This window comes from Sphingomonas sp. UYP23 (genome assembly GCF_054059235.1).
The window spans coordinates 4,222,293-4,238,952 of sequence record NZ_JBSSBX010000001.1; the positions used below are offsets into that span (position 1 = coordinate 4,222,293).

19 protein-coding genes are annotated in these 16,660 nt (G+C 65.9%); 10 read left to right on the forward strand and 9 right to left on the reverse strand.

The features are described from left to right. Nucleotides 1–63: 63 nt before the first annotated feature. Nucleotides 64–1,698: a CTP synthase gene (locus ACVWYO_RS20755; RefSeq protein WP_457354080.1), complete on the reverse strand. Its 1,635-nt coding sequence runs from the start codon at nt 1,696–1,698 to the stop codon at nt 64–66. 106 nt (nt 1,699–1,804) lie between these two features. Then, on the reverse strand, nt 1,805–2,209 hold the full coding sequence (gene secG / locus ACVWYO_RS20760) for a preprotein translocase subunit SecG (protein ID WP_140848548.1): 405 nt from the start codon (nt 2,207–2,209) through the stop codon (nt 1,805–1,807). A 246-nt stretch (nt 2,210–2,455) separates the two neighbouring features. Here secG and ACVWYO_RS20765 point away from each other — a divergent pair, with 246 nt between their 5' ends. The 8 genes from ACVWYO_RS20765 (at nt 2,456) to eda (ending at nt 9,825) form a co-directional block, all read left to right on the forward strand. Next, entirely contained in the window at nt 2,456–2,791 is a 336-nt protein-coding gene (locus ACVWYO_RS20765; protein WP_029625324.1) for a MarR family transcriptional regulator, read from the forward strand. Then, complete coding sequence (locus tag ACVWYO_RS20770; protein ID WP_457354083.1) at nt 2,712–3,104, forward strand: SH3 domain-containing protein; 393 nt, start codon at nt 2,712–2,714, stop codon at nt 3,102–3,104. The genes ACVWYO_RS20765 and ACVWYO_RS20770 overlap by 80 nt, the downstream gene beginning before the upstream one ends. After that, a complete protein-coding gene (gene argC, locus ACVWYO_RS20775) occupies nt 3,101–4,030 on the forward strand; it encodes an N-acetyl-gamma-glutamyl-phosphate reductase (protein ID WP_140848545.1) in 930 nt (309 codons plus the stop codon). Before ACVWYO_RS20770 ends, argC begins: the two co-directional genes overlap by 4 nt. 70 nt (nt 4,031–4,100) lie before the next feature. Next, a complete protein-coding gene (gene zwf / locus ACVWYO_RS20780) occupies nt 4,101–5,567 on the forward strand; it encodes a glucose-6-phosphate dehydrogenase (RefSeq protein WP_457354085.1) in 1,467 nt (488 codons plus the stop codon). A gap of 51 nt (nt 5,568–5,618) precedes the next feature. Continuing rightward, nucleotides 5,619–6,335 (forward strand): 6-phosphogluconolactonase, encoded by a 717-nt coding sequence (gene pgl, locus ACVWYO_RS20785; protein ID WP_457354086.1) that lies wholly within the window; start codon nt 5,619–5,621, stop codon nt 6,333–6,335. A 28-nt stretch (nt 6,336–6,363) separates the two neighbouring features. After that, nucleotides 6,364–8,184 (forward strand): phosphogluconate dehydratase, encoded by a 1,821-nt coding sequence (gene edd / locus ACVWYO_RS20790; protein ID WP_457354087.1) that lies wholly within the window; start codon nt 6,364–6,366, stop codon nt 8,182–8,184. A 64-nt stretch (nt 8,185–8,248) separates the two neighbouring features. After that, nucleotides 8,249–9,217 (forward strand): glucokinase, encoded by a 969-nt coding sequence (gene glk / locus ACVWYO_RS20795; RefSeq protein ID WP_457354089.1) that lies wholly within the window; start codon nt 8,249–8,251, stop codon nt 9,215–9,217. Next, a complete protein-coding gene (gene eda, locus ACVWYO_RS20800) occupies nt 9,214–9,825 on the forward strand; it encodes a bifunctional 4-hydroxy-2-oxoglutarate aldolase/2-dehydro-3-deoxy-phosphogluconate aldolase (RefSeq protein ID WP_457354091.1) in 612 nt (203 codons plus the stop codon). Before glk ends, eda begins: the two co-directional genes overlap by 4 nt. Nucleotides 9,826–9,831: 6 nt before the next feature. Here the strand turns inward: eda and ACVWYO_RS20805 are convergent, their stop codons facing one another. The 7 genes from ACVWYO_RS20805 to fabD all read right to left on the reverse strand — a co-directional run bounded on the left by ACVWYO_RS20805 (nt 9,832) and on the right by fabD (nt 15,455). Further along, a complete protein-coding gene (locus ACVWYO_RS20805; protein ID WP_457354093.1) occupies nt 9,832–10,419 on the reverse strand; it encodes a cupin domain-containing protein in 588 nt (195 codons plus the stop codon). A 130-nt stretch (nt 10,420–10,549) separates the two neighbouring features. Next, entirely contained in the window at nt 10,550–11,515 is a 966-nt protein-coding gene (gene mltG / locus ACVWYO_RS20810) for an endolytic transglycosylase MltG (protein ID WP_457354095.1), read from the reverse strand. Nucleotides 11,516–11,590: 75 nt separating this feature from the next. Next, complete coding sequence (gene fabF / locus ACVWYO_RS20815; RefSeq protein ID WP_457354097.1) at nt 11,591–12,850, reverse strand: beta-ketoacyl-ACP synthase II; 1,260 nt, start codon at nt 12,848–12,850, stop codon at nt 11,591–11,593. A gap of 122 nt (nt 12,851–12,972) precedes the next feature. Next, a complete protein-coding gene (locus ACVWYO_RS20820; RefSeq protein ID WP_010186338.1) occupies nt 12,973–13,209 on the reverse strand; it encodes an acyl carrier protein in 237 nt (78 codons plus the stop codon). Between the two features lie 93 nt (nt 13,210–13,302). Continuing rightward, nucleotides 13,303–14,043, reverse strand: coding sequence for a 3-oxoacyl-[acyl-carrier-protein] reductase (gene fabG / locus ACVWYO_RS20825; protein ID WP_457354100.1), 741 nt, complete (start codon nt 14,041–14,043; stop codon nt 13,303–13,305). A gap of 3 nt (nt 14,044–14,046) precedes the next feature. Next, complete coding sequence (locus ACVWYO_RS20830; RefSeq protein WP_457354102.1) at nt 14,047–14,475, reverse strand: GxxExxY protein; 429 nt, start codon at nt 14,473–14,475, stop codon at nt 14,047–14,049. Between the two features lie 44 nt (nt 14,476–14,519). After that, entirely contained in the window at nt 14,520–15,455 is a 936-nt protein-coding gene (fabD, locus tag ACVWYO_RS20835; RefSeq protein ID WP_457354104.1) for an ACP S-malonyltransferase, read from the reverse strand. A 219-nt stretch (nt 15,456–15,674) separates the two neighbouring features. Between fabD and ACVWYO_RS20840 the strand changes: the two genes are divergently transcribed. Together ACVWYO_RS20840 and rpsF are read left to right on the forward strand one after the other, a co-directional pair. After that, nucleotides 15,675–16,046 (forward strand): RcnB family protein, encoded by a 372-nt coding sequence (locus tag ACVWYO_RS20840; RefSeq protein ID WP_457354106.1) that lies wholly within the window; start codon nt 15,675–15,677, stop codon nt 16,044–16,046. Between the two features lie 172 nt (nt 16,047–16,218). Further along, nucleotides 16,219–16,653, forward strand: coding sequence for a 30S ribosomal protein S6 (gene rpsF / locus ACVWYO_RS20845; RefSeq protein ID WP_010186332.1), 435 nt, complete (start codon nt 16,219–16,221; stop codon nt 16,651–16,653). The last annotated feature ends 7 nt before the right edge of the window (nt 16,654–16,660 follow it).

The following is a 16,660-nucleotide window of genomic DNA, read 5'->3' on the forward strand; positions in this document are numbered from 1 at the left end:
AAAACCTTCCTGTTGGGTAACGGCTGGAATGGTGACGCGACGTCGAAGACTATCGCGTACCGCTCAGACGAGACGCGATTGCTTCACCGCCGCCGCAATGAAGCTCTTGAACAGCGGGTGCGGGTCGAACGGCTTGCTCTTCAGCTCCGGATGGAACTGAACGCCGACAAACCACGGATGGTCGGGCCGCTCGACGATTTCGGGCAAAGTACCGTCGGGCGACATGCCGCTGAACACCAGGCCACCCTTTTCGAGCCGCTCGCGATACGCCGTATTGACCTCGTAGCGATGACGGTGCCGCTCCGAGATGTCGGTCTCGTCATAGATGCTCGAGACCACGCTGTTGCCGTCGAGCTTCGCCGGATAGGCGCCGAGCCGCATCGTGCCGCCGAGATCGCCGCCATGTTCGCGCTTCTCGATACCCGCAGCACTCATCCATTCGGTGATCATGCCGACGACGGGCTCATCGGTCGGACCGAACTCGGTCGAGCTGGCGTCGGGAATCCCGGCGAGATCGCGCGCGCCTTCGACGCACGCCATCTGCATGCCGAAGCAGATCCCGAAATAGGGAATCTCGCGCTCGCGCGCAAAGCGCACGCTGGCGATCTTGCCCTCGGCGCCGCGCGACCCGAACGCGCCGGGGACGAGGATCGCGTGCAGCGGCTCGAGCCGTGCGGTGATGTCGGCGTCGTCGGCCTCGAACAGCTCGGCGTCGATCCACTCGACGTTGACCTTCACCTTGTTGGCGATGCCGCCATGCACCAGCGCTTCGCCGAGCGACTTATAGGCATCCTGCAGCCCGACATATTTGCCGACCACACCGACCGTCACTTCACCCTCGGGGTTGGTCACGCGGTCCATGATGTCGGTCCAGCGCGACAGATCGGGGGCGCTGCCCGGCATGATACCGAACGCGTTGAGCACCGCGTTGTCGAGGCCTTCCTCGTGATACTGCACCGGCACCGCGTAGATGCTCTTGGCGTCGAGCGCCGGGATCACGGCTTCCTTGGGGACGTTGCAGAACAGGGCGATCTTGGCGCGGTCGCTCTCGGGGAGCGGCTGCTCGCAGCGGCACACCAGGACGTCGGGCTGGACGCCGAGCGCCGCGAGCTCGCGCACCGAATGCTGCGTCGGCTTGGTCTTCAGCTCGCCGGCTGCCGCGATATAGGGCACCAGCGTCACGTGGATGCTGACTGAATTGCCGCGGCCGAGATCGTTGCGCAGCTGGCGGATCGCCTCGATGAACGGCAGCGACTCGATGTCGCCGACGGTACCGCCGATCTCGCACAGCACGAAATCGAGATCGTCGGTCTCGGCCTGCGCGAATTCCTTGATCGCGTCGGTGACGTGCGGGATGACCTGGACCGTCGCGCCAAGATAATCGCCGCGGCGTTCGCGCGTGATGATCTGCTGATAGATCCGGCCGCTCGTGATGTTGTCCGACTGGCGCGAGGCGACGCCGGTAAAGCGTTCATAATGGCCGAGATCGAGATCGGTCTCCGCCCCGTCGTCGGTCACATAGACTTCGCCGTGCTGGTAGGGCGACATGGTGCCGGGATCGACGTTGAGATAGGGGTCGAACTTGCGAATCCGTACGCGGTATCCGCGTGCCTGCAGGAGAGCCGCGAGGCTCGCTGCCATGAGACCCTTGCCGAGCGAGGAGACCACGCCGCCGGTGATAAAGATGAACCGCGCCATGGGAGAAGAGGCCTAGCGTCAAACGGGGTGGCGCGGCAAGCGCGCGACTCCAAACAATGAAGGATATGCGCGACCCGTCGGGTCGCGCGCGAAACGGACCCGAAGGTTACTGCGCGAGCGGAACGGCGCTGTTGCCGACCGGTGCCGCGCTGTTCGGCGCCGACTGAAGGGCGCTTCGCGCGCCCGAGGCGAACGGCACGTTAGGATCCCCCGGCGCGACCGGCGCCTGGACCGGCGCGGTGACCGCCGCAGGCTTGGCGCTGGCGTCGACCTTGACCGACTTGCCCTGCGCCGCGAGCACCGCGAGCAGAATGCTGAGCGCGATGAACAGGCCGCCGAGAATCGACGTCGCGCGCGTCAGGAAATCCGCCGCGCCGCGCGCCGACATCAAACCGGCAGGGCTGCCGCCCATGCCGAGCCCGCCGCCCTCGGACCGCTGCATCAGGACGACCGTCACCAGCGCGAGAGCGATGACGAAATGGACCACGAGAAGAAACTGGAACAGAAACATGAAGCGGGCTGATTCCTTGGGGGCGCTTTGACAGCGAAGCCGGGCACATAGGCGAGGTAGGCCGCGCGATCAACCGGGCGCGCAACGACTGTCGCGGCACCTTCCCTGTCACATTTCGCCATCGAACTGAAACCTGTGGCTTCCCGGAACGTTAGTGAACCGGGAATTACCCCGCTGGTGGGGTATCCGAGTTATTTGCGGACACCTGCCGTGGCTATACAAACAGATCATGCGCTCGCCGATTGGATGCATACGCTGGTGGATTATGTCCGGTCGGGCGAGCCTGACCTGACCAATCGCCAGATGGCACTGCTGCTCGTGGTCTATCTGAAACCGGGGCCTCATACGGTGCGCGGGCTGGCGGCGATGCTCAACGTCTCGAAGCCCGTTGTCACGCGCGCCTTGAACAGGCTCGGCACCCTGGGCTATCTGCGCCGCCAACGGGACGACAATGACAAGCGCAACATCTTTGTTGCGCGTACGTCCGAGGGGGCAAGTTTTCTTGACGATTTCGGCCAATTTATCGGCGACACCACGCCCCAGCCCGCACGACAGCGGATCGTCCGGCACGCCGCCGCGTAGGAGCTTCGCGCTCGCCGGGCAGTCGGTCGAACTCGATCCGCGCACCCACGCCGTGCGCCGTGACCTTGCCGACATTCGCCTCGCGGAGCGCGTGTTCGCGCCGCATTACACTTCGTGCGTGCAACGCATCGTGATCACCGCTACGGGGCTTCGCGAAGGCGCTGATCCGGAGTCTGCCGTGCTGACCGATCTCAAGACGGGCGATGTGTTCGAAGTGCTCGAATTCGTCAAAGGCCGCGCCTGGGGGCGTGCGCCCGGCGCAGGACTGGTCGGCTATGTCGATGCCGATACGCTTTCCTGGCCGGCAGCATGAGCGTCTCGGTCTTCATCGATGGCGCCGCCGGTACGACCGGCCTCGAGATCCGCGAGCGGCTCGCCGGGCGGGACGATATTTCGCTCGTCTTGCTCGACGATGCCCGCCGCAAGGACCCCGCGGCGCGAGCCGAGGCGCTCAACGACAGCGACTTCGTGATCCTCTGCCTGCCCGACGATGCGGCGCGCGAGGCGGTCTCGCTGATCGCCAATGATCGCACGCGGGTAATCGACGCTTCGACCGCGTTTCGCGTCGCCGACGGCTGGACCTACGGTTTCGCCGAGGTCGAGCCCGGCCAGGCGAACGCGATCGCCGAGGCGAAGCGCGTCTCCAACCCCGGGTGTTACCCCACCGGCTTTCTCGCTTTGCTGCGCCCGCTGGTGCGCGCCGGACTGGTGCCGGTCGATTGGGGGATCAGCGTCAACGCCGTGTCGGGCTATTCGGGCGGCGGCAAGGCGATGATCGCCGAGTATGAGGGCGTCAATCCACCGCCAGCGTCGCGCGCCTACGCACTGAGCCTCGCGCACAAGCATGTGCCCGAGATGCAGAAGCATGCACGGCTCGAGCATCCGCCGATCTTCACGCCGTCGGTCGTCAACACCTATCGCGGGATGATCGTCGAGGTGCCGCTGGCACTCTATCGCTTCCCGCGGCGGCCGACCTTGCTCGCGTGCGAGACCGCGTTGCGCGAGGCCTATCCCGAGGGTGGGCTGATCCGGATCGCCGAGGGCGATGCGTCCGCGGTGCAGGTCGAGGATGATGCCGGCACCGATCGCCTGACGCTGCGCGTCTGCGGCAATGCCGATATCGGCCAGGCGCGGCTGATCGCGACGTTGGACAATCTCGGCAAGGGTGCGGCGGGGGCCGCCGTGCAGAACCTCAACATCATGGCCGGGCTCGATCCGCTCGCCGGCCTCACCGTGTAACCCAAGGTTTCATCTTGGCGGGGCGCCTGGCGTTCCCTAGGTGATGCCTTCCCCAGGAGCTCGAATTCGCATGGCCAACCGTACGCCCGTCGGCAAACTCCTTCTGTTCGGCGCGACCGGCGACCTTGCGCAGCGCATGTTGCTGCCTTCGCTCTACGGCCTTCATGCCGATGGGCTGCTGCCCGAGGGGCTGACGATCACCGGGACCGCACGGTCGGAGAATAGCGACGAGAGCTATCGCAAGTTTGCAAAGGACGCGCTCGAGAAGTTCGTGCCCAAGGACCGGATGGATGCCATTGCGATCAAGTCGTTCCTCGAGCGCGTCCAGTACCAGGCGCTCGATGCAACCGACATGGCGCATTACAAGGATCTGTCGGCCAAGGTCGGCGATGTCGCGGGCGGTCTCGCGATCTTCCTGTCGACCGCGCCGTCGTTGTTCGAGGCGGTCATTCGCGGGCTCGAATCGGCGGGCCTCGCCGGAGAGACCGTCCGCATCGGGCTGGAAAAGCCGCTCGGCTACGATCTCGCATCGAGCCGCGAGATCAACGATACCGTGGCAACCGCCTTCCCCGAGGAGCGCACCTTCCGGATCGATCACTATCTCGGCAAGGAGACGGTGCAGAACATCCTCGCGCTGCGCTTCGGCAATTCGTTCTTCGAGCCGGTGTGGAATGCGCGGGGGATCGACAACGTCCAGATCACGATCTCCGAGACCGTCGGCCTCGAGGAGCGGGCCGCGTATTACGACGGCGCGGGCGCGTTGCGCGACATGGTTGCCAACCACATGCTGCAATTGCTCGCGCTGATCGCGATGGAGCCCCCTGCCCGTTTCGACGGCAATGCGATCCGCGACGAGAAGGCCAAGGTCTTCCGGTCGCTGCGCACGATCGAGCCGCAGGACGCGCCGCGCGACACCGTGACCGGGCAGTATGGCGCGGGCGCGAGCGGTGGCGAGATCGTCAAGGGCTATATCGACGAGTTGACCAAACCCTCGACGACCGAGACCTTCGTCGCGATCAAGGCGCATGTCGACAATTGGCGCTGGCAGGGCGTGCCCTTCTACCTGCGCACCGGCAAGCGCATGCCGACGCGCCGCAGCGAGATCGCGATCCAGTTCAAGCCCGTCCCGCATTCGATGTTCTCGAACCGTGGCGGGCTGCTCCAGCCGAACGTGCTGGTGATCCGCCTGCAGCCCGAGGAATATGTCCAGCTGCTGGTGATGGCGAAGGAACCCGGTCTCGACCGCGACGGCATCCGGTTGCGCGAAGTGCCGCTCAACCTCAGCCTCGACGCCGAATTCGCGGGCTCGCGCCGGCGGATCGCGTATGAGCGGCTGCTGCTCGATCTGATCGAGGGCGACCAGACGCTGTTCGTGCGTCGCGACGAGGTCGAGGCGCAATGGACCTGGATCGACGCGATCCGCGCCGGCTGGGTCGCCAACGACATGAAACCCAAGAGCTATGCCTCGGGCAGCTGGGGCCCGAGCGCCGCGATCGCGCTGACCGAGCGCGACGGCGTGACCTGGCTCGACGAATAGAGAATTTCCCTCCCCCGCTTGCGGGAGAGGGACAAGGAAAAAGGAAGTATTATGAGCGACGACCACGAAATCGAATGGTGGGACTATGAAGACGCCGAGGAGATGGCCGCCGCCGTCGCCGGCGATATCGGCTTCATCATCGACAGCGCGATCGACGCGCGCGGCGCGGCGGTGATCGCGCTGTCGGGCGGCAAGACGCCGATCCCGATCTACGCCAAGCTCGCCGCCGCCAAGCATGACTGGAAGCGCGTGACAATCGTCCCCGTCGACGAGCGCATCGTGCCGCTGGGCGATCCGCTGTCGAACGTGACCATGATCGCCAAGGCGTTCCTGCCCAAGGGCGCGCGCGTCATGCCGATCGTCCCAACCGCGACCGCCGACTACAAGGCCGCCGGTCGCTCGGCCGATGCGCTGATGCAGGATCTGCATTGGCCGCTCGATCTGTGCCTGCTCGGCGTCGGCGCCGACGGCCACACCGCGTCGATCTTCCCCGGCCCTGACTATGACGAGGCGCTGTCGGGCCCGAACGAGCGCCGGGCGCTCGGTGTGATGCCCGATCCGCTCCCCAAGGACGCCCCGGTCGCCCGCGTCACGCTCAGCCGCGCCGCGATCGTCTCGGCGCGCGCACTGCTGATCGCGGTGACCGGCGACGCGAAGAAGAAGGTGATCGAGGACGCGATCAAGCAGGGTCCGTCGTCGAAATACCCGATCGGACGCGTGCTTGCCGATGCCGAGCTGCCGGTGGATATTCACTGGGCCGCCGAATGATCTCCAACCCCTCCCCGGGAAGATTGTCGTGACCCTCCATTCCGAAATCGCCGCGGTAACCGACCGCATCATCACCCGCTCGAAGCCGACCCGCGACGCCTATCTGTCGCTGATCGGCCGGGCCCGCGACACGCATATCGAACGGCCCGCGATGGGCTGCGCCAACGCGGCGCATGCCTATGCCGGCACCGAGGAGGACCGCCCCGCGCTCACCGCTGCCAAGGCGATGAACATCGGGATCGTCACCTCGTACAACGACATGCTGTCGGCGCATGCGCCGTACTATCGCTACCCCGAGCAGATGAAGATCTGGGCGCGCGAGGCCGGCGCGACCGCGCAGGTCGCGGGCGGCGTGCCGGCGATGTGCGACGGCGTGACGCAAGGCTATGCCGGCATGGAGCTGTCGCTGTTCAGCCGCGACACGATCGCGCTGTCGACCGCCATCGCGCTCAGCCACGGCATGTTCGAGGGCGCGGCGCTGCTCGGCATCTGCGACAAGATCGTGCCGGGCCTGCTGATGGGCGCTTTGCGCTTCGGCCATCTGCCGATGGTGCTGATCCCGGCAGGGCCGATGCCCTCGGGTCTCGCCAACAAGGCCAAGGTGGCCGTGCGCGAAGCCTATGCTGAGGGCAAGGTCGGCCGCGACGCCTTACTCGAGGCCGAGATCGGCGCGTATCATTCGAAGGGCACCTGCACCTTCTTCGGCACCGCCAATTCGAACCAGATGATGATGGAGTTGATGGGCCTGCACATGCCCGGCGCCGCCTTCATCAACCCCGGCACCAAGCTCCGCCAGGAACTGACGCGCGCCGCGGTCCACCGCGTGACCGAGATCGGCTGGCATGGCGACAGTTATCGCCCGATCGGCCTGTGCGTCGATGAAAAGGCGATCGTCAACGCGGCGATCGGCCTGCTCGCGACCGGCGGCTCGACCAACCATCTGCTGCATCTGCCCGCGATCGCCGCCTGCGCCGGGATCGTGATCGACTGGGAGGATTTCGACCGTCTGTCCAAGGCCGTCCCGCTCGTCGCGCGCGTCTATCCCAATGGCGCGGCCGATGTGAACGGCTTCGAGGATGCCGGCGGCATGCCGTACGTCATCCGCGAACTCGCCGATGCCGGGCTGCTCCACCGCGACCTGATGACCGTCGCGGGCACGGACATGACCGATTACGGCCGCAAGCCACGACTCGACGAGAGCGATACGCTGACCTGGGCAGATCCGGGCGAGAGCGGCGACGACACGATCCTGCGCACCCCCGCCGCGCCGTTCGCGCCCGAGGGCGGCTTCCGCATCCTCACCGGAAATCTCGGCCGTGCGTGCATCAAGGTCTCGGCGGTCGAACGTGATCGCTGGACGATCGAGGCGCCCGCGGCGGTGTTCCAGGACCAGGCCGCGGTGCTCGCCGCGTTCCAGGCGGGCGAACTGACGCGCGACGTCGTCGTGGTGATGCGCTTCCAGGGACCGCGCGCCAACGGCATGCCCGAATTGCACAAGCTCACGCCAGCGCTCGGCGTGCTGCAGAACCGCGGCTTCCGTGTCGCCCTCGTCACCGACGGGCGCATGTCGGGCGCGAGCGGCAAGGTGCCCGCGGCGATCCATTGCTCGCCCGAGGCATTGGGCGACGGCCCGCTGTCGCGCGTGCAGGACGGTGACATCATTCGGCTCGATGCCGAGGCTGGCGTGCTCGAGGCGCTGGTCGATCCGGCCGAGTGGGCCGCGCGCGTCCCGGCAACCGCGCCGCCCGAGGCTGACGGCATGGGTCGCGAACTGTTCGGCCTGTTCCGCGCCAATGCGAACGAAGCCGAACGCGGGGCGTCGCCGCTGTTGACGGGTATGAGCTGGTAGGCGCCCCAGGCTACGCTGCTTCAAACGCAGCGGCGCGCGCGCGGTGACATTGAAGGGGAATAGAATGGAAGTCGTTTCGGTCGATATCGGCGGCACGCACGCCCGCTTTGCGATTGCGGAGGTCGACAAGGGCCGCGTCGTCGCGCTCGGCGAGCCGGTCACGCTCAAGACCGCGGAATATGCCGGTTTCCAGACCGCGTGGGAGGCGTTCGGCCAGCAGATCGGCCGGCCGTTGCCGCGCGCTGCGGCGATCGCGGTCGCCTCGCCGATCAGCGGCGACGTGATCAAGCTGACCAACAACCCCTGGGTAATCCGCCCGCCGTTGATCAAGGAGCGGCTGCACGTCGACAATTTCGTGCTGATCAACGATTTCGGCGCGGTCGGCCAGGCGGTGGCGCAGGTCGATCACGGCGATTTTCTGCATCTGTGCGGCCCCGACGTGCCCTTCCCCGACCACGGCGTGATCACGGTGTGCGGCCCCGGCACCGGGCTCGGTGTCGCGCAGGTGCTGCGTACGCCCGACCGCTATCACGTGCTCGAGACCGAAGGCGGCCATATCGATTTCGCGCCACTTGATGCGATCGAGGATGCGATGGTCAAGCGTTTGCGCACTGCCTACACACGCGTTTCGGCGGAGCGTGTCGTCTCGGGTCCCGGCATCGTCGCGATCTACGAGACGCTCGCGCATATCGAGCATCGGTCTATCACGCGGCTCGACGACAAGGCGATCTGGAGCTCTGCGCTCGACGAGGGCGACAGCCTGGCGGTCGCAGCGCTCGATCGCTTCTGTATGGCGCTCGGCGCGGTCGCGGGCGATCTCGCGCTCGCGCACGGCTCGAACGCGGTCGTCATCGCCGGCGGGCTCGGGCTGCGGCTCAAGGACCACATCCGCAAATCGGGCTTTGCCGAGCGCTTCGCTGCCAAGGGCCGTTTCCAGGGCCGCATGGCAGCGATCCCGGTCAAGCTCATCACCTATCCGCAGCCCGGCCTGTTCGGCGCGGCCGCCGCCTTTGCCCAGGAGCACACGCTATGACGACGATCACCGACATCATGCGCACCAGCGCCGTCATCCCCGTGCTGGTGATCGACGATGCCGCAACCGCCCGCGCGCTCGCCGAGGCGCTCGTCGCCGGCGGGCTGAAGGTGCTCGAAGTCACGCTGCGCACCCCTGCCGCGCTCGAGGCGATCGCCGAGATGAAGAAGGTACCGGGTGCGATCGTCGGGGCGGGCACCGTAGTGAACCCCGACCAGTTCAAGCAGGCGGTGGATGCCGGCGCCGAGTTCATCGTCTCGCCCGGCCTGACCGAGCGCCTCGCCAAGCCGATCATCGCGAGCGGCGTGCCGTTCCTGCCCGGCATCGCGAATGCCGCCGACATCATGACCGGGCTCGACCTCGGTCTCACCAACTTCAAGTTCTTCCCGGCCGAGGCGAATGGCGGGCTCAAGGCGCTCAAGGCGCTCGCCGCACCGTTCTATCAGTGCAGCTTCTGCCCGACCGGCGGGATCACCGAGGCAAGCGCACCCGAATGGCTGAGCTTCAAGCCCGTGCTGTGCGTCGGCGGCAGCTGGGTCACGCCAAAAGGCGCGACGATGGCCGAGGTCGAGGCGACCGCGCGTGCGGCGAGCGGGTTGCGCGGATAATCCGGCTCACAGTTGGATCGGCGGCCCGATGCGCTCCATGCCGTAGGAACGCAGCAGGGCCGCGTCCTTTTCCTTGGAATAGCCGCCGGGGCTGAAACCGAGCTGTTCCCACGCGTTGAAGAACGCCTCCATCTTGCCTGCGGGCGCATAGCTCAACAGCATGCGCCCCGGCGTGGTGCCGACAAACGCCCAGGCGTGCGGGACGCCGCGCGGCCCGAGCACGCAATCGCCGGTCTTGAGCGGGAAGCGCGTGTCGCCGACCTGGACGAGATAGTCGCCCTCAAGCACGAAGAACAGTTCGTCCTCGCCGTGATGGACGTGGAGCGGCGGCCCGCCGCGTCGCTGGTTGGCCTGTTCGATGACGAACAGATCGCCCTTGGTTTCGCTCGTCACGACCTTGTAGCTGGTCGCGCTGACGCCGATCTGACGCTTGCGGCCTTCGCGATCTCCCCCGGCGGCGACCGAGGCGACTGGCGGAGCGATCGGAGCGGGATCGGCTGAAAAGAGAGACCGGGCCGGGCTCGGTGAAGCCCCGAGGCCCGCGCCGCCGATCAGCGCCGCGAGCGGAAGACCCAGGATCGACCGGCGTTCCATACAGCCTCCAGCATAACGGGTTACGGCGCAATCTTTACAGTATCTTGGTCGATAAAGACGACACGCAGCCTCGCCTGTCAACTGCAGACCCGCCGCATCCAGCGCATAGACAGTAAACCGGTGCTTAGGATCAGATCCCGTGCGCCGCGCGATACGCGCGCCACTTCACCACATTGGCGTTATGCTGTTCCAGCGTATCGGCGAAGACATGCCCGCCCGATCCGTCTGCGACAAAATACAGCGCATTCGACTTGGCGGGGTTGAGCACCGCGTCGATCGACGCGCGCCCTGGATTGCAGATCGGCCCGACCGGCAGCCCGACCATCGCATAGGTGTTGTAGGCATTCACCGCATGCACCTCGGACAGCAGGATCTTGCGTCCCAGCGGCCGCCCCTTGGTGATCGGGTAGATGATCGTAGGATCGGCCTGCAGCATCATGCCGCGCTTCAGCCGGTTCGAATACACCGCCGCGACCATCGCGCGCTCACTCGGCTTGCCGGTTTCCTTCTCGACGATCGAGGCGAGGATCAGCGCCTGTTCGGGCGTCGTCACGGCGAGCCCCGGCGCGCGCTTGGCCCAGGCGGCGGCAAGGTAGCGTTTCCGCACGTTCTGCATCCGTGCGAGGATGAAAGCGCGCGTGTCGCCGCGCTGGAAAGCATAGCTGTCGGGGAGCACGCTCCCCTCGCCGGGGACCTCGACCGTCCCCTTGAGCTCGGTCGCGCGGTCGAGCGCGTCCTTGACCATGACTGACGGCCAGCCCTCAGGGATCGTGACGAACCGCTGGATCGTCTTGGTGCCCTGCAACACCTTGAGGATGTCGGCCTGGCTCAGATGCGCCGGGATGCGATATTCGCCCGCTTTGATCGGCGCGTCGGATCCGAACACCTTCGCGAACATGCGGAAGCGATTCGCCGAGGCGATCGCCCCTGATTTCTCGAGCACGACCGACGCCGCCGCAAGACTGCTCCCCGGCGCGATCTGTACGCTGATCGGACGCGCAAGCGGCCCGCGTCCGCCCCACATCTGCACGACGACGAACACCGCCACGATCGCCGCGAGGCCGATCAGCAGTCCGAAGCACCCGACCTTGCGCATCGCTCTATCCTTGCTGCGAGGTGCGCGCTGCGCCGAACGCCGCGCGCCACGTTGGGGCGGGCGCACGGCGCGCAATCACATCGCGCGCAGGACGAGGCTCGCATTCGTCCCGCCGAAGCCGAACGAATTGTTGAGCACCGCCTTGACCGAACGCTTTTTGGCGACGTGCGGCACGAGATCGACGCCCGCGCAATTGTCGCTCGGATTGTCGAGGTTGAGCGTCGGCGGGACGATCTGATCGCGCATCGCGAGGATGCAGAAGATGCTCTCGACCGCGCCCGCGCCGCCGAGGAGATGCCCGATCGCCGACTTGGTCGAGCTCATCGACATCGTCTTGATATTGTCGCCGAACAAGCGGCGGACCGCGTTCAACTCAAGCTCGTCACCGAGCGGGGTCGAGGTGCCGTGCGCGTTGATGTAATCGATGTCGGACAGCTGCAGCCCCGACTTGCGCATCGCCATCTCCATCGAGCGGAACGCGCCCGAGCCTTCGGGATGCGGCGCCGTCACATGGTACGCGTCGCCCGACAGGCCATAGCCGATCACTTCGGCATAGATCTTCGCGCCACGCGCCTTGGCATGCTCATATTCCTCGAGGCAGACGACGCCTGCGCCCTCGCCCATCACGAAGCCGCCGCGATCCTTGTCGTACGGGCGGCTGCCCTTTTCAGGCGTCGCGTTGAAATTGGTCGACAGCGCGCGCGCCTGCGAGAAGCCGGCGATGCCCAGCGGGCAGATCGCGCCCTCGGCGCCGCCTGCCAGCATCACGTCGGCATCGTCCATCGCGATCATCCGCGCGGCGTCGCCGATCGAATGCGCCCCGGTCGAGCAGGCGGTGACGACGGCGTGGTTGGGGCCCATCAGGCCGTATTTGATCTGCACCTGGCCGGTGATGAGGTTGATCAGGCGACCATGGACGAAGTGCGGGCTGACGCGACGCGGGCCCTTTTCGTGCAACACGATCGATTCGCTGGCGATTCCCGGCAGGCCGCCGATCCCCGCGCCGATCGAGCAGCCGGCGCGGTATTTCTGCTCGAGCGTCATGTCGAGCAGCCCGGCATCCTCGAGCGCCTGGCCGGCGGCATCGATGCCGTAGATGATGAAGGGGTCGACCTGGCGCTGGACCTTGTGGTCGACGCGCTTGTTGGGGTCGAAGCCATAGGGATGGTCAGCGGGCTTGACCTCGCACGCGATGGTGCAGGCATAATCGGTCGCGTCGAAGCGCGTGATCGTCCCCGCGCCCGATTTCGCCGCGAGGATATTCGCCCAGGCGGTTTCGACATCGGCGCCAAGCGGCGTCACGAGCCCCAATCCGGTTACGACAACACGCCGCATGGCCATCTCCGTATAAAATCTGGTCTTCGTAAATGGGAACGGCCCCCCACCCCCGGTCATTGCCCTGGGACGGGGAGCCGTTCCTGTAAATCAGCCGTGCGGCCGCGCTAAAAGCGCTGGGCTCAGCTCTTGTGCTCGTCGATGAAGGTGATCGCGTCCTTGACGGTCGTGATCTTCTCGGCGGCATCGTCAGGAATTTCGACTTCGAATTCCTCTTCGAACGCCATCACGAGCTCGACGATGTCGAGGCTGTCCGCGCCCAGATCGTCGATGAAGCTCGCGTCTTCGGTCACCTTGTCGGCTTCGACGCCGAGATGCTCGACGACGATTTTCTTAACGCGGTCTGCGGTCTCGCTCATGTGTATCGTCCCTCTATCGATGGGGGTGTTGGAATTCCTGAACGCACGTAGAACGCGCGTCCCAGGCTTGCAAGTAGGGACGTCAGATCCCCTTTAGATCATGGCCATGCCACCGTTGACGTGCAGCGTCTGCCCCGTAACGTACCCAGCCTCACGACTGGCGAGATAGACGACCGCGGCGCCAATGTCTGCCCCCGCGCCCATTTTTCCCATCGGAATGCGCGCGTTGAGAGCCTCCTTCTGCGCATCGGGCAGCGTTTCGGTCATCGGCGAGGCAATGAATCCGGGCGCGACGCAATTGACGGTGATCCCGCGGCTGGCGAGCTCCTGTGCGAGCGCCTTGGACATCGCGGTCAGCGCGCCCTTCGAGGCGGCATAGTTCGCTTGACCCGGATTTCCGGTCGTCCCGACGACCGACGTGATCGACACGATCCGCCCGAAGCGCGCCTTCATCATCGGCCGAGCCGAGGCACGCGCGAGCCGAAACGCGGCCTCGAGGTTGACGCGGATCACCTGGTCCCACTCGTCGTCCTTCATCCGCATCACGAGATTGTCGCGCGTGATGCCGCCATTGTTGACGAGGATGTCGAGCTTGCCGCCAAGCGCCTCGACTGCGGCCGGCACGAGCGCATCGACCGCGGCACCGTCAGACAGGTCGCACGGCAGCGCGACGTGATCGCCGCCGAGGCTGTCACGAAACGCCTCGAGCTTGGTCACGTTGGACCCCGAAACCGCCAGTCGCGCCCCCTGCGCCGCGAGCGCTTGCGCGATCGCAGAGCCGATACCGCCGGAGGCGCCGGTGACGAGGGCGGTCATGCCTGTAAGGTCGAACATCTCTTAATCTCCAGGTTTGATGGGTTCGCGCAGAGGCGCAGAGGACGCAGAGATGTGGTTGTTCACCAATCTGCGTATTCCCTCCTTGAGCGTATCTCCGCCGAAATTGATAAGCAGCCCAACGGGCTGCTTTGTAAGTCTCAGATAGGTCAGCAGTTGCTTCGCGTGGACAGGCAGCAATCGCTCGATCGATTTGATTTCGACGACCAATCGCTGATCGACCATCAAGTCGATCTTGAAAGCGCCTTCGAACCGCATGCCGTCGAAATCAATGTCGATCGGCTGCTGTCGCGCGACGGCGTATCCCATCTTGGCCAGCCGCCCTGCCATCAACGCCTCGTAGACGCTTTCCATAAGCCCGGGACCGAGATCGCGATGCAAGCGCACCGCAACATCGAGCACATCACCGCTGATCTCGTCGATGTCCCTCACTTCTTCTCCGCGTCCTCCGCGCCTCTGCGCGAACAAACCTTCTCCTAAAGCACCTTAGCCAAAGCCTCGACATCGTCCATCGTCACCACGCTCACCGCCTCGACATCGCCCGCAATACGCTTGACCATCGGCGTCAGCACCTTGCCGCCGAATTCGACGAAGCGTTCGACCCCCGCCGCCTGCAGCGCCAGCACCGATTCGCGCCAGCGCACCATGCCGGTGACCTGCTCTACCAACAGCCGGCGGATCGTGTCGGCATCGCCGACCGCCGCCGCCGTCACATTGGCGAACAGCGGCACCAGCGGCGCGTCGATCCGTGCCTCGGCGAGCGCCTTTTCCATCGCATCGGCGGCAGGCTGCATCAGCGGACAGTGGAATGGCGCGGACACCGGCAGCAGCACCGCGCGCTTGGCGCCCATGTCCTTGGCGACCGCGACCGCACGCTCGATTGCGCCGCGGTGACCCGAGATCACGACTTGCGAAGGATCATTGTCATTGGCGACGGTGCAGATTTCCCCATCGGCCGCCGCCTCGGCGATCGCGCGCGCCTTGTCGACATCCGCGCCGAGCAGCGCGGCCATTGCACCGACGCCGACCGGCACCGCCGCCTGCATCGCCTGGCCGCGCAGCTTGAGCAGCTTGGCGGTTGTCGCCAAGTCGATCGCCCCCGCCGCGCACAGCGCGCTATATTCGCCGAGCGAATGCCCCGCGACATAGTCAGCCTTGTCGGCAAGGCGAACACCGCCCTCCTCTTCGAGCACGCGCAGCGTCGCGATGGCGTTGGCCATGATCGCCGGCTGTGCGTTCTCGGTGAGTTGCAGTTCGTCCTCCGGCCCATCGCACATCAAACGGAAAAGATGCTGGCCGAGCGCGTCGTCAACTTCCTGAAATACCGCGCGCGCAACCGCGCTGGCTGCGGCCAACGCCTGACCCATGCCGACCGACTGACTACCCTGCCCGGGGAAAATGAACGCGCGCATGATGCTACTCCTTTGCCCGGGCGGTTAGGCGCTCGGTCAAACCCTCGTCAAGAACCGCGCCGGGAAGGCCAGGAGCCGCTCCAAGCTGAACGAGGCCGGTCCGGCCGGGACACTTTGCGACCGTTTTGTGTTCTGATCGTCACGGATGCGCGACAAACGCTTCCTAGATTGTGTTCGACGCCGGGAGATAAGGCGCCGTCCGAAACAAGGAGTTTCATCATGAACAAGTTCATTCTCGCAGCGCTCGCTGCATCGTCGGTGCTGAGCCCGCTTGCCGCAACCGGCGCATCGGCCCAGCAGCGCGACGAGCGCCGCACCACGGTGATCCGCGAGCAGCCGAATGGGCGCACGGTCGTCACCGAGCGTCGCGTCGTCCGCCCGCTGGCCGGTCGCCGCTGGGCAAAGGGCCAGCGCTTCGACCGGCGCTACGCCAACAATTACCAGGAAGTCCGCGATTGGCGCCAGTATCGCGGCCGTCGCCTCTACGCCCCGCCGCGCGGCTATCATTGGGTGCGCTCGGGTAACGACGCGGTCCTCGTCGCGCTCAGCGGCGGCCTGATCGGCGCGGTGCTCGGCGGCGCGTTCAACTAAGACTCGCGAACCGGCGCGGGAGGCTTGCCTTCCGCGCCGATTTCGCTATGGCACACCGATCGGGGTGGAGAGCACACGCTTTCCGCCCCGGTTGCTATTGAAGACGATAGCCGGAGGGGCGTCTCGCATGGTGCGGGCGTCAGCGATCGGCCAAGAATGAAAGACGAGACACATGGCTCTATACGAGCACGTGTTCCTTGCGCGCCAGGATCTGGCACAGGCGCAGGTGGACGCTCTGGCGGAAATCGCCACCAAGATCGTAAATGACAACGAAGGCCGGGTCATCAAGACCGAGAGCTGGGGTCTGCGTAGCCTCGCGTACAAGATCGCGAAGAATCGCAAGGCGCATTATGTGATGCTCGAGATCGATGCCCCGGGCAACGTGATCGCCGAGCTGGAGCGCCAGACGCAGATCAACGAAGACATCATCCGCTACATGACCGTCAAGATCGATGCGGCCGAGGAAGGCCCCAGCGTCATGATGCGCAAGTCGGACCGCGACCGTGAGCGTCGTGGTGATCGCGAAGGCGGCCGTGAAGGCCGTGGCGATCGCCCGGACCGTGGTGATCGTGAAGATCGCCCCCGCCGCAGCTTCGACGGCGAATAAGGAAGGT